The sequence below is a fragment of the Janthinobacterium glycogeni genome (genome assembly GCF_051380725.1).
In the GTDB taxonomy this organism is placed as follows: Bacteria; Pseudomonadota; Gammaproteobacteria; order Burkholderiales; family Burkholderiaceae_D; genus Janthinobacterium.
Map to the genome: position 1 here is coordinate 42,555 of NZ_JBNYXP010000019.1, position 12,437 is coordinate 54,991.

General features: G+C 64.9%; 11 protein-coding genes. 1 reads left to right on the plus strand and 10 read right to left on the minus strand.

Going from position 1 to position 12,437, the window contains the following annotated elements; genetic code table 11:
• Positions 1 to 28: 28 nt before the first annotated feature.
• The 6 genes from ACQ4W4_RS26440 to ACQ4W4_RS26465 form a co-directional block, all read right to left on the minus strand.
• Entirely contained in the window at positions 29 to 1,807 is a 1,779-nt protein-coding gene (locus ACQ4W4_RS26440) for a VWA domain-containing protein (protein WP_436544488.1), read from the minus strand.
• On the minus strand, positions 1,804 to 2,775 hold the full coding sequence (locus ACQ4W4_RS26445) for a hypothetical protein (protein ID WP_436544489.1): 972 nt from the start codon (positions 2,773 to 2,775) through the stop codon (positions 1,804 to 1,806). Before ACQ4W4_RS26445 ends, ACQ4W4_RS26440 begins: the two co-directional genes overlap by 4 nt.
• A 9-nt stretch (positions 2,776 to 2,784) precedes the next feature.
• On the minus strand, positions 2,785 to 3,252 hold the full coding sequence (locus tag ACQ4W4_RS26450) for a hypothetical protein (RefSeq protein WP_436544490.1): 468 nt from the start codon (positions 3,250 to 3,252) through the stop codon (positions 2,785 to 2,787).
• A gap of 2 nt (positions 3,253 to 3,254) precedes the next feature.
• Positions 3,255 to 4,835 carry an AAA family ATPase gene (locus ACQ4W4_RS26455; protein WP_436544491.1) on the minus strand — a complete coding sequence of 527 codons (1,581 nt, stop codon included), beginning with the start codon at positions 4,833 to 4,835 and terminating at the stop codon, positions 3,255 to 3,257.
• Positions 4,836 to 4,909: 74 nt separating this feature from the next.
• On the minus strand, positions 4,910 to 5,515 hold the full coding sequence (locus ACQ4W4_RS26460; RefSeq protein ID WP_436544492.1) for a glutathione S-transferase: 606 nt from the start codon (positions 5,513 to 5,515) through the stop codon (positions 4,910 to 4,912).
• Complete coding sequence (locus ACQ4W4_RS26465) at positions 5,512 to 6,369, minus strand: alpha/beta fold hydrolase (RefSeq protein ID WP_436544493.1); 858 nt, start codon at positions 6,367 to 6,369, stop codon at positions 5,512 to 5,514. The genes ACQ4W4_RS26460 and ACQ4W4_RS26465 overlap by 4 nt, the downstream gene beginning before the upstream one ends.
• A gap of 99 nt (positions 6,370 to 6,468) precedes the next feature.
• Here ACQ4W4_RS26465 and ACQ4W4_RS26470 point away from each other — a divergent pair, with 99 nt between their 5' ends.
• Positions 6,469 to 7,332, plus strand: a complete 864-nt coding sequence (locus ACQ4W4_RS26470; RefSeq protein WP_436544494.1) for a LysR family transcriptional regulator — start codon at positions 6,469 to 6,471, stop codon at positions 7,330 to 7,332.
• 84 nt (positions 7,333 to 7,416) lie between these two features.
• Here the strand turns inward: ACQ4W4_RS26470 and ACQ4W4_RS26475 are convergent, their stop codons facing one another.
• The 4 genes from ACQ4W4_RS26475 to ACQ4W4_RS26490 are packed head-to-tail and all read right to left on the minus strand — an operon-like array spanning position 7,417 to position 12,151.
• A complete protein-coding gene (locus tag ACQ4W4_RS26475) occupies positions 7,417 to 8,565 on the minus strand; it encodes an ABC transporter permease (RefSeq protein ID WP_436544495.1) in 1,149 nt (382 codons plus the stop codon).
• The gene (locus ACQ4W4_RS26480) at positions 8,562 to 9,743 is read right to left on the minus strand and encodes an ABC transporter permease (protein ID WP_436544496.1); all 1,182 of its coding nucleotides are present in this window, start codon (positions 9,741 to 9,743) and stop codon (positions 8,562 to 8,564) included. The genes ACQ4W4_RS26475 and ACQ4W4_RS26480 overlap by 4 nt, the downstream gene beginning before the upstream one ends.
• Before the next feature lie 6 nt (positions 9,744 to 9,749).
• Positions 9,750 to 10,724: an HlyD family secretion protein gene (locus ACQ4W4_RS26485; protein WP_436544497.1), complete on the minus strand. Its 975-nt coding sequence runs from the start codon at positions 10,722 to 10,724 to the stop codon at positions 9,750 to 9,752.
• Between the two features lie 2 nt (positions 10,725 to 10,726).
• Positions 10,727 to 12,151 (minus strand): TolC family protein, encoded by a 1,425-nt coding sequence (locus tag ACQ4W4_RS26490; protein ID WP_436544498.1) that lies wholly within the window; start codon positions 12,149 to 12,151, stop codon positions 10,727 to 10,729.
• Between the last annotated feature and the right edge of the window lie 286 nt (positions 12,152 to 12,437).

Sequence of the window (12,437 nt, forward strand, 5' to 3'; positions counted from 1 at the left end):
GGAATTTTGCTGCGCATATTCATCTTATTTAACTCTTCACATAATGCCTGCGGCTGAAGGCCCGCGCAAAGTCCAGCAAGTCCTCGTAGCGCTCGACGGCGTGGATATCCCACCCTTGCTCCCGGCGCGCGCGTTTTAAATCGTCATAGGTCTGCTGCAGCCACTTGTGGCTGGCCGCGCCATCCCAGTCGCGCGCCAGGTTCAGGGCCATGGTGCCGCCCGCGCCGCCCTGGGCCAGCGCCTTGGCGGAAATGTCCCAGCCGCTGTTGCCCAGTTCATCCTTGTCGAACATGGTGGTGATGCCATCGTCGGAAATCATCAGGATGTGCGCGGGTCGTTCGCGCTTGCCCGCATAGGTCTTGCGCAGGCAGTGGATGGGGAAACAGGTGCCGCCGCCAAAAAACTCCGTCAGCACGCCCAGGATCAGGTCTTCATCGCGCACGAAACCGGGCGTCTGCATCACCTCGTTCTTGCCGCTCCACAGGGTCACCTGCACTTTCGCGCCGGCGCGCAGGGCGGACAAGGCGATGACGGCGCCGGCCAGGGTCAGGAACGAGGTGTGCGCCTGCGGGTTCGGCATGGAGCCGGAACTGTCCACGTACATGTCCAGGTCGACGGGCACGGCGTCGATGGCGCGCGCCGGTTCGCGGCCATATACGCGGCGCACGGTGGTCACGCCGGGCACGGGGCGCGGCGACTGCATCACGGACTGCAGCCAGTCTATTTCCTCGAGCGGATCGCCGATTTCCCACGCTTCCAGCCCTTCCATCTGCGGCTCCTGCGACTCGGGCGCGGGGCGGCTGGGAAATGCCACCAGGTGCGGCAAGGCCCGCTCGCGGTAGTAGCGGATGGCGATTTCATGGTCGCTCAGGTCGATGCCCGAGGCCTTTAAAATATCGCCCAGCTCGAACGGTTCGCGCAGCTGGCCGCCGCCGGGCCTGGCCGGCGCCTCGCCTTGCGGCTCGTCGCCATCGAGGCCCGAGATGCGCTTGTCATGCACGGGGTGGATGGCGCCGCCCTCCTCGTCATCCTCGATCTGCTGCGCGCCATACGTCTGGCAGCCCCGGGCCGCGTCGCGCGTGTCCTGCAGATAGCGGCTGGGGCTCAAGGCGTCCGTATCGTCAACCAGGTAAGGCAGCAGCAGGGTAGCGAAGCGGCCCGCCGCCAGCATCCAATCATTCGCGTAGACGCGGATCAGGCGCGCGCCCAGCCAGGCATCGGTGTCCAGGCGTTCGTCCGCCTCGTTCTCAGCCCCTGCTCCGCCCAGCTCTCCCTTTTCCAGCTGCCACAGGTTTTCATAGATGCGCATGTACAGGGTCCACACGCCGCCGCTTTTAGCGTCAGCTTGCGCCGTGCGCCCCTGCTGCAGCTTGCGGTAGATGTCGGCCATGCGCAGATTCGCCTGGCGCTGCAGACGGTCGTTGATGAACAGGTCCGTGTACAGATTGGCCACCATGGGCGCGTGCTGTTCCAGGGTGGGCAAGGCGCGGCGCATGCGCGCCAGCAAACGGAACTGGTCGCCGGCGCTGCCCGGCGCGAGGATATGGTGGCCGATTTCATGGGCGAGGATTTCCAGCGCATAGCCGTCCAGCCCCAGCTCCGTCACCAGCAGCAGGTCCACCACCACGCTCTGGTCCAGCAAGCGGATCATGGCGAAGCTGCCGGACAGCCCCTGCTTGCTGGCCTCGACGCGGCTGGCGCACAGGCTGGGGTCGCGCAGGCGCGTAAATTTGCTCCACACGGCCAGGGCCTCGGGCCAGGCGGCGCGCCAGGCCTCGATCAGCGCGGTGTCGGCATCGCTCTTCATGCGAGCGGCAGCAGGCGGATCGCGTGCGTCCATGGCGACGTGACGGCGACCGTATGCGCATTGGCGGCGATGGCGATGTCGCCGGCCGGCACGTCGAGGTCGATACGGCGCGCGCCGATCTGCAGGGTCGCGCCATCGAGACGCACGGACGCCGGCGTGCCCGTTTGCGCCTGCTCGAACTCCTGCGCCGAGGCGCTGTGCAGCACGGCGCCATAGGCGTCGGCCACCAGCAGGTAATGGCGCTCGGCGCTGCGCACGATAAATCCGTCCTTTGTCGCGCGCACCTGCGGCGGCGTGCCGAAATCGCCACCCAGGCCAGTAAAAGAACCGAACTCCCTGCCCTCGGCATTGCCGCGCCACGGATAGTCCAGCAACTGCGCGTGGACTTGCGGCCAGTGCGCGCCCGGCTCGCCAAAGGCGGCCAGCGCCAAGGCGGGCGGCAAGGTGTCGGCGGCGGCCAGCGCGCCCTGGCGGAAATGCGCGACGCCGGCGCGCCAGGCCAGCACCTGGCCCATGGCGCGCAACTGCGCGACGCTGCCGACTTGCGGCGCCACGGCGGCCAGCTCGCGCTGCCACTGCGCGGGACGCGCGCCCGCCACGGAGGCGATATGGACGGCGGCGTTGCTCAGCATGCCCAGCACGTCGACGGGCGCCGTCGCCAGCAGCGGCGTAAACGACGGCGCCAGCTCGCGCCAGACGGTATTGAGGAAGGAATTTTTCGCGGCCGGACCGGCCAGTCCATGGCCCACGAGTTCCAGGGCCATATCGTAGGCGGCCAGGGTCGCGCCGCCCGCCCGCTCGGGCGCGATGGCGGCCACGGCCGCCACCAGCGGATCGACGCCATCGTGCAAAAAGACGCCGAAGGCGCCCATGTCGAGCGAGGGAAAGCGCCGGCGTGCTTCCACCGCGCGCGCATTGAACTGGGCGCGGCCGCTGGCGAGTATCGAGGCAAAGGCAGGAGAGATCATCGCGGCCTGTCAGTCGCTGTGCGAAAAATGCAGCAGATAGCGTTCATCGCCGAGTTCGAACGCGATCTCGTCCCAATGGATCGCGTACCAGAACCCGGCGGGCGGCGTCATCGTCACGGCGTGCATGGAAAATCCGCCCAGCGCCTCGTCGAGCGATTCGAGGAAGGCGGCCGCCAGCTGCGCGCGGAAGCGCCCAGGGGGCGCCGCCTGCATGTGCCGCGACGAGAAAAACCAGCGCTGGCACACTTGCTCCAGCTGGGCACGCGCGCACGGCGCCAGCTTGATATGCCATAAGGCCGCCGGCAAGTCGCGTGCGGGTGCGATGACGTGCAAGGCGAAATCCTCCACGCGCAGGCCCAGCGCCGTGGCAAGGTCGGGCGCATCGGGCAGGCGTGATAATTCGTAGCTCGCGCACAGGTCGCTCGCCTCGCCATTGAGGAAGGCCAGCGCTTCCAGGAAGCCTTGACAGTGCGGCACGCTCATTGCGAACGCAGCCAGCTGCGGTAGTTGGTATAGCGCTGGTGCAGGTATTTCAATTTCAGCAGGTCATCGTACAGGGGGCCATACAGCTTGCGCCCTTTCGTGCGTTCGCCGATCAGCTTTTCGATGCGGTTCAGACGCGCCAGGGTCTCGCGCTCGCTGACGCCGTCGAGGCCCAGGTCGAATTCGGCGGACAGCACGCCCACGGGATCGTCGCGGTCCAGGTCCAGGCGGTTGAATTCATCGTTCGACAGGTCGAACAGGCGGCGCAGCCAGCCCAATCTGTCGCTGCGGTAGGCGGCGTTTTCCGGCAGCGCGAAAAACGGCGCGTCCGGGTCCGGCTGCAGCTTGTTATGCAGCACAAACGGCAGCACCTGGCGCAAGTCTTCCAGCGCCACCTCGCCATTGCCGCGGAAGTAGGCCATGGCCTTGGCGTAGATCATGAGCGCCATCAGGGTGCGCACGGAGATGCCGTTCAAGGTCTGGCAACCGAGATCCTTCAAACGGTCGCGCCCATTGTCGGCCGCCTGCGCGGCGCCCCGGTCGGCGCCGGCCAACCGGGCCGTATCCTTGGTCATGTATTCGAACTGGCCGCCGGCCGTCTCGAACAGCTCGAACTGGCTGGCAAAAAATTCCAGGCGGCGGCGCACGGCCTCGGGGATGCCCACCTGGCGGATCGCCTCGCCGATCTGGTCCACCTCCCCTTCCGTGAAGATGATATCGGGCGGCACCAGCTCTTCGGGACGCACGTTTTCTTCCACGCGCAGCAGCAGCTCATTCAAAAAGCGCGGGTTGAAGGCCAGCGCCTGCACCGTCACGTCGACCCGGTCGCGCAGCGCTTCGATCACCTGGTAGGTGCCGCCGCCCTGGTCGTCGTTGGCTGTCAGATACCAGGCCGCTTCCGGGCACTCGTAAATATGGTTCAGCACTTCCGCGTAATTGTCGCCCATCACGGTGAGCAGCGCGCTTTGCGTGCGCGTGGGGATGCGGTTGTATTCATCGACAATCTTCACGCGCATGCCCAGCCAGGCGCGCCAGGCGATGCGGATATCGTCCATGCTTTGCGCGTTGACCAGGTCCGCCGGCAGCGGATTGCCGAGCAAGTCGGCCACCGTCATCTGCGGGTGGCCATGCTGCATCGCGCGTTTCACCTCCTTGACGGTGGAACCGGCCAGCACCCCCATCAGCAGCGCGCTGGCCGTCTTGCCCCGCCCCGGCCCGCCGACGAACAGGCATTTGCGGCGCGTGGCGAACGTCAGCAGGGGCAGCAAAATAAAACTCGAATAGCTTTGCGCCGACGGCAAATTCAGGGTGCGCCGGCTGTCGCCCACGGAATAGGTCTGCGACGGGCCGTCGTTGTACTCGATGTCGTAATGGGGGCTGATGATGGCGTGGTTGACGATCCAGAAATACGCCTGGCGCAGCTTTTCATCGAAAGGCCGCGCTTGCGCCTCGCCTTCCGCTCCCAGCGCGATGGGCCCCTGGTACAGGTCAGCCACGTCGAACTGCCGCGCGGCGGGCGCCGCCTTCGGCTTCGTGGGGGCCTGGGACAAGCGCTGGAACAAATTAAAAGACGGCATGGCAATACTCTTCCGTTAAGGAAATGAAATTATTGCACAAGCCGCCTGCAATTACCGGTTCGGATGAAAGCAGATCAGCCCGCCATCGGCGTCGTCAGAAACACCGGCTGCCGCTCGGCCAGCGCCGTCAGCGCGGCCACAGACGGATAATCGCTGGCAGCCATCACGTCGGGCACCATCTGCTGAGCAAAACGCCAGGCCACCGCAATGGTGATGCCGGCAATACCCAAGCAGTCTGGCGCCCCTTCGCGCAGTGACGCTTCCAGCTGCCGCCAGGTCCCATGCAATTGCAGCTGGACACGGTCCAGCCAAGGCTGATGCTGCTTTTCCTGCGGGCGCAAGCGCCGCTCATAGACGATCTGCACGGCTTTGTCGCAGGCTGCCAAAGCATAGCTGGTCTGGCACAGCGCGCGCAGGCGTGCCGGCCCTGGCTCCGGCCTGATGCGGGGAGCATGCGCGGCCAGTTCCTCCAGATATGCCAGGATCAGGGTCGAGTCCATCAGTACCTGGCCGTCGTCGGTGACCAGGGTCGGCACTTTGACGGCAGGATTGATGGCTTGTATCTGGTCGAAATCGGAAAACACCGACAGGGGCCGGTGTTCGTGTTCCAGGCCCAGCACTTTCATACCGATGGAAACGCGCCTGACGTAGGGCGAATCGAGCATGCCGATCAATATCATGGCCTTCTCCTCTCCATCTGCTGAATAAACGCGATCACTTGCGCCGCGACGGGCAAGGGCGCGTCTTCCATCAGGAAGTGCCCGGCCTCGTCAAACAGGTGCAAGGTGGCGCCGGGAATATCGCGCTGCAGGCGATGGCCGTAAGCCACCGGCTGCCACTCGTCATGCTGGCCCCATAATACCTGTACCGGTACTGTCAACTGCGGCAGTCTTTCGGCAAAGTCCATCGTATAGCAGGCGTTATAGTGCGCCACCTGGTGCTGGTAGAACGAGGGCTGGCCCAGCACGCCGCACAGCGGCTCCAGGTAGCAACGCAGCAGCTCGCCCTGCATCCTGTCCTTGTGAAAAACGGCCATGCCCAGCTGGCGCGCCATCGTGCCGCGATGCTCACTGGCCGGCGTCAAGGCACGCCGGACGAAATCATCGCGCAGATGCTTCCAGGTGGGCGACGGCCAGGAATCGTAGCTGGGCGCGTCGGCGATGCTCAAGCTGCGCAGGCGCGCCGCATGGTCAAAGGCCAGGCGCAGCGCAATGGCGCCGCCAATATCGTGGCCGAACAAATGGGTGGTCGGCAGTTGCCAGTGCTCGAGCAAGGCCGCCAGCAAGGTCACCTGCGCCGCTACCGAGGTGTCGGCCTCGACGGGCCGCTCGGATCGTCCGAAGCCCAGCAAGTCATACAGGTGCACGTGAAAACCGGCATCGACGAACAGCGGCACCAGTTCGCGCCAGATAATGCTGTGCGCCGGCGTCCCATGCACCAGCACCAGCGGCAAGCCTGCGCCATGGATGCCGGTGGCGATACGGTGGCCATGGATCAGGGCGTGGCTATTCAACAGCGGTTCTTGACTCGTCATCAGATATCCTTTTGTTTGCAGAACCTGCAGGCTAAGGCTTGACTGAACATGACACCAGTGACATTCTTTTGACCTTCAATCCAACTTTTGTCATGGCCCATGAATTTGCGTCTATCCATCGACGCCCTGCGTGTGTTCAGGGCAGTGGTACAAACCGGCAGCATGCGCCAGGCCGCCGGCCTGCTCCATCTGAGCCAATCGGCCGTCAGTTGGAAAATCAAGCGGCTGGAGCAGCAACTCGACTGCCAGCTGCTGGCGCGCAGCGGCGGACTGTTTGGCACGACCGACCAGGGAGCCGTGCTGCTGCGACATGCGTTCAACATACTCGACGCCCATGATGACGCCGTCGCCCATTTTTCGCCATCGGCGATGCACGGCCGGCTGCGCATCGGCGTGACGGAGCAGATTTCACTGACGGACGTGTGCGCGGTGCTGTCGCAGTTCTCGCATCACCACCCCAAGGTCGACGTACAGCTGGTGGTGGAGCAAAGCCAGGTATTGCGCGCACGCTTTGCCGACGGCGTGCTTGATGTGATTTTGCACCAGGATTTTGCCGGCAATGCGGCGCCGGGCGACACGCTGTTATGGACAGAAACGCTGCATTGGTGCGCTGCCACGGCAGAGCAGACTTTGCCGGGCGAGACCGTCAAACTGATCACCTACGGGCCGCACTGCTTTTACCGCCGGCTGGCCGAGGAAAAGCTGGGCCAGGCCGGCATGGCCTGGAGCGTGGGACTGGAATGCCCATCGGTGGCGGGCATGCTGACCGCGATTGCCGCCGGCCTGGGCATGGCGGTGGTCAATGAACGCAATCTGGGCCAGGGCATGCACCGGCATGCGGCACTGGAACGGCTGGCGCCGCTGCCCCGTGTCGCCAGCCTGCTGCGGGCCAATGACAACCAGCCCGACCCCGTGCGTGACGGTTTTTGCCAGCTGCTGCTGGCGGCATTGCCCAAAGCATGATGGATCCCGTCGCTAGCGATGCGGCCAGAGCAGGTCAACCTTCTCGTCGTCGCTCAGCCACCAGCGCTTTCCCTGGCTTCATGCTCATTCTTGCTTGACGACGGGTGCTGACGCCCCCGCGCGCCAGCGCCACCAGCCCAGCGCCACGCAGGCCAGCAGCAAGGCCAGCAAGCCCGCCATTTCATGGCGGATTTCATACAGCGAGGCGCCCATCTGGTTGAGCGCGACAAAGCCCTGGATGCCGGCCGTGGACGGCAACAGCCAGCGCAGCCATTGCAGCACGACGGGCATGGACGACACGGGCCAGGTCAGGCCCGCCAGGAACAGCACGGGCATCGAGGTGGCGATCATCAGCTGCGTGCCCCGCTCGCGCGTGCGGAACAGCATGCCCAGCAGCATGCCGAACGCCGCTTCCGCCAGCGAGAACAGCACCAGCAGCAACAGCATGCCGCCGAAGTTGCCGCCACGGGGATAATCCTGGAACCAGAAGACGAAGCCGAAGAAATAGCAGCAGTTGAGGAAGGCCACGCAGGCAAACGCCAGCAGCATGCCCGCATAGCCGCCCGCCGTGCGCCGGCCCGCCACGGGGAAGGTCTTGCGCTGGTACCAGGTGCCGAACAGCATGGTCATGCCGATCAGCAAGGTCTGCTGCACGATCAGGGTGGCCACTCCCGGCACGACATAGGCGCCATAGCCCTCCTTGACGTTAAACAGGGGCACGGCGTCAAAGGCGATGGGCGAGCGCTGCTGGTTCGCCTGGATGGTCGATGGCGTGCCTGCGCCCAAACGCTTGAGCTCAATGCCGGCCGACACCGTGCCCACCACTTCGGCCAGGCCGTTCAAGGCCACCTTGTTGAGCATCAGGTACAGGCCGTTGCCCGCCACCTGCGCGTGCGCGGCGCGGCCGGCCAGCACGTCCGTCTGCAAACCGTCGGGAAGGATCAGCACGCCCATGACCTGGTCGCGCCACAATAAATCCTGCGCGACGGGCAAGTCCGGCGTGACGGCCACGACTCGCAATGAAGGATGGGCCATGGCAAAGCGCGTCAGCTGGCGCGACATGGCGCTGCGGTCCTGGTCGACGACGGCCACGGGTACACGCTGGACGATTTCGGTCGAGTACGGCAAAGGATAAAAGAACGAGTAAATGATGCCGCCGATGAACAGCAAGGTCAGCGCGCCCTTGTCCGTCAGCATGGCGCGCCAGGTGGCGAGGAAGGATTGCCACATCATGCGCGTCCCCAAGCGGCGGGCGCATTCGCACGGCGCGCCAGCAGGAATACGCCCACGGCGCCGCAGCCGATGGCAAAGCCGGTCAAAATCAGCATTTCCTGCGCGCCATAGCGCCACGGCGCGCCGGCCAACCAGTATTTCGTTTGCAATTGCAGATAATGCGTGAGCGGCAAGGCTTCCGCCCAGGCGCGCGCGGGCGCCGGCATGGCCATCAGGGGAAAGGCCTGGCCCGCGAACGCGAAGGCCGGTGCCGTAATAAATGCCGCGCCCGATAGCGCCAGACGCAGGGACAGGGTGGCGGCGATCAGCAAGGTGGCCAGGCCGCAATACGCGAGCACCAGCAACAGCATGCTCAGCAGCAAGGCCGGCAAGCTGCCCGCCACGGCCCAGCCACGCGTCAGGCTGAAGAACAGCAGATACAGCAGCGCCAGCGCGCAGTAGGCGATCACGGGAAACAGCAGCTTGGCGCCGACGGCACGCAGCCAGCTGCCGTTGGCCGAGGCCAGCCATTGCGGCACCGTGCCGTCGCGCAACTCGCGTCCGATGGACGTGACGACGGCGACGACGATGAAAATCTGCAGCATGGCCGGCATCAGGGCCAAGGTCAGAAACGCCTCATAGCTGATGTTTTCATTGTACAAACTGTTCAAGGTCGTGCGGATCGGTTCGAACTGGGCCGCCGCCTGCACGCCCGACATGCCTTTTTTCACGCGCGCCGTCATCTCGATGCCGGCCGACAAGGTCGTGCTGACCGTGCGCACATCGCGCAGCAAGGCGCCCGCGTGCGAGGAAAACTGCGCGTTGTACAGCCATTGCACGGTGGCTTGCCGGCCGCCCAGCAGTTTCTGTTCGAAATCGCTCGGGATCAGCAGGTAGCCGAACGCCGTGCGTTCGCGCAGCCGGTGCAGGGCTTCGTCGCTGGACGCCACTTTCGCCGCCACCGCGATGCCGGGCGAAGCGTCGAGCCAGCGCGTGAGCTGGCGCGACAAGGTCGAGTTGTCGTTATCGATGACGACGATGGGCAAGTCGCGCGCGATGCCGGCGGAAAACACCAGCCACAGCATGCCGCACAGCACCACCGGAATCCAGCTGAGCATGCCGAAGTCCCAGAAGTCGCCGCGCAGCCGCGCCCACTCGCGCGCCAGCGCAGAAACCGGCCCCTTATCCGCTTCGTTCATCGCGTATCAGAGCGGTGGAAACACGACCGACATGCCCGGACGCAAGCCCTCGACCTTGATGGCGGGGCGCAAGCGGATTTCAAACGTGCGCAAGTCCGTGCCGCCCGGGCGCGCCGCGCGCCACGTGGCGAAGTCCGGCAGCACGGCCACGGAACTGACCTTGAAGCTCAATTGCTGCTTCAAGGCCGGCACATTGGCCGTATGCGTGCTGCCCATGGCAAACGCGGCCATTTCATCTTCGCGCACCTGCAGCACGGCCCAGGCGTCGTCGAGGTTCACCAGGGTGATCACGGGGAAACCTTGTGGCGCCAGTTCGCCGGGCTGGATCTGGATCTTGCTGACCTGGCCGGCCACAGGCGCGGCGATCTTGGTTTCGGCCAGCGCGATCTGCGCTTCCGTCAGCACGGCGCCCACCTGGCGCGCCTGGGCGGCGGCGGCCGTCTTGTCTTCGGGACGGGCGCCCTTTTGCGCCATGTCGTATTGTGCGCGGGCCGCCTGCGCCAGCTGGTCGGCGGCGCGCCATTGGGCTTGCGCCTCGTCGCGTTTCTGCTGCGCGATCACGCCTTGCTCGTACATATTGTTGACGCGGGTATAGGTAGTCTTGGCGATGGTGGCGCCCGTTTGCGCCCGCTCCCAGTTCGCTTTCGCGGCGGCGATTTCTTCGGGACGCGCACCCGCTTGCGCCTTTTGCGCCACGGCATCGGCTGCCTGCGTGGCGGCCGTCGCCTGCGCGACCTTCGCATCCACTTCCGGACTCGTCAGCTGGAACAGCACTTGCCCTTTCGGCACCGTCTGGCCCAGCTTGACGTACAGCTCGCCCACCCTGCCCGGCACTTTCGACGAGACATTGACTTCCTGCGCATCCATCTGTCCCTGCAAAGGCAGGCGCTGCGGCTGGAACGCCTGGTACAAGCCCCAGCCCACGAAGCCCAGGACGATGATGGCGGCGACGATGGCCAAGGGTTTTTTGGAGGTGCTCATTATTATTTGTCCACAGGTAATTGGATATCGGCCGCGGCCGCCAGGCTGCCCAGGCGCTGCGTCTCGCCCGTCGCTTCCAGCAATTGCGCCAGCCCCATCACATAGTTATAGGCCGTCTGCGCGCGCTGGGTCTCGACCTTGGCCAGGTTCAGGCGCGCGTCGACCACTTCCAGCGACGTCACTTGTCCTTGCTGGAAGGCGACCGTTTGCAAACGGATATTTTCGCGCGCCAGCTCCACCGACGACGCCGTGGACAGGTACTGGATGCGGGCGTTTTCCAGCGCGCGCCAGTTCTTTTCGATCAGGGTGGGAATGTCGCGCTCGGCCTGGCGCGCCACCACTTCCACGCGCTCCTGATCGAGCTTGGCGGCGGCGATCATCTTGCCTGTGTTGATGCGGTGCACGAGCGGCACGGCCACGACGAGGCCGATGGCCCAGTTCGAGCGCACGAGTTTTTCGCTGCCGCGATTCAAGTTGTAATTACCGATGGCAAACACGGTGGGCGCGTATTCCTTGCCGTGCAGCTTCAAGGCTTGTTCGGCCTGCACGCGCTTGCTGTCGATCTTTTTCCAGTTCGCATTTTCACGCATACCCGTGCTGATGAACGATTGCAATGTCCCCACCGGCAAGCTGTTGACGAACAAGGGCGTGCTGGGCCGCACTTGCGTATTGACGGCGAGCAAACGGTCGAGCGCCACCTGGGCGATTTCCTCGTCGCTGCGCGCCTGCGCCTCATCGCTGCGGGCGCTGTCCAGGGCCACGTCCGCACGCAGGCGTTCCGCGCGCGAAATCAGGCCGCCCTTTTCCAGCTTGGCCGCGTCATGCTGGTGCTGCGTCACGCCGGCCGTCACTTCGGACCGCACTGCCACCACGCGCTTGGCCAGCAGCAACTGGAAATAGCGCTGCGCCACCAGGGTCGCCAGCTGCTCTTCCGCTTCCGTGCGCTCCGCCTGCGCGGCCAGGGTCAGGCTGGAAGCGAGTCCCTTGACGGCGTCCAGACGCCCGCCCGTGTAAATGGGCCACATGCCCAGCAAGCCGAACGAGGTCAGGTCCGTCACCACTTCGCGGTTCAGGGAATTGGGAATCTGTGGCTTGGGCAAGCCGGGAATCGATGGCAGCACGGACTCGATGCCGCCCACCACGCCGGACAAGCCGCTCGTATCGATGTTCAAGTCCGTCGACAGGCGGCCGCGAAACGCCGTCAAGTCCACGGAAGGGCCGTCGATATTCGACAAGGCTTCGGCTTTCAGTGTTTTGGCGCGCACGTCGAGCGCGGCGCCCTGCACGGCGCCCGAAGCGGCGGCTGCCTGCTGCAGCGCTTCGTTGAATGTCAGCGGTGCGCCGGCCGGCTGCTGCGCCAGGGCGGGCATGGCCGCGCCCAGCGCGCTCGCCAGCAATAATGATAAATGTCCTTGCAATCTGCCCATGTAGCGTCCAGTCAATGAATGAGGGGAAAGCACGGGGTTGCCATGTTTATACTTTCACAATAGCAATTATATCCACGGATGTCCATTCCCCCCTGCACTATTGGTTACGCAAGCTGACAGACAAAAACGGGCGCCTCATGCGGGGCGCCCGTTTTACTCAGCGTAAGCGGCTAGGGTCTGTCTGACTGAACTTGATTAAGGTTGGATGGTCATAGGGCGATGAGCCGAACTGACCTTACTGAAAAGCAGTGGCGCAAACTTGCGCCCCATCTGCCATCCAACCCCC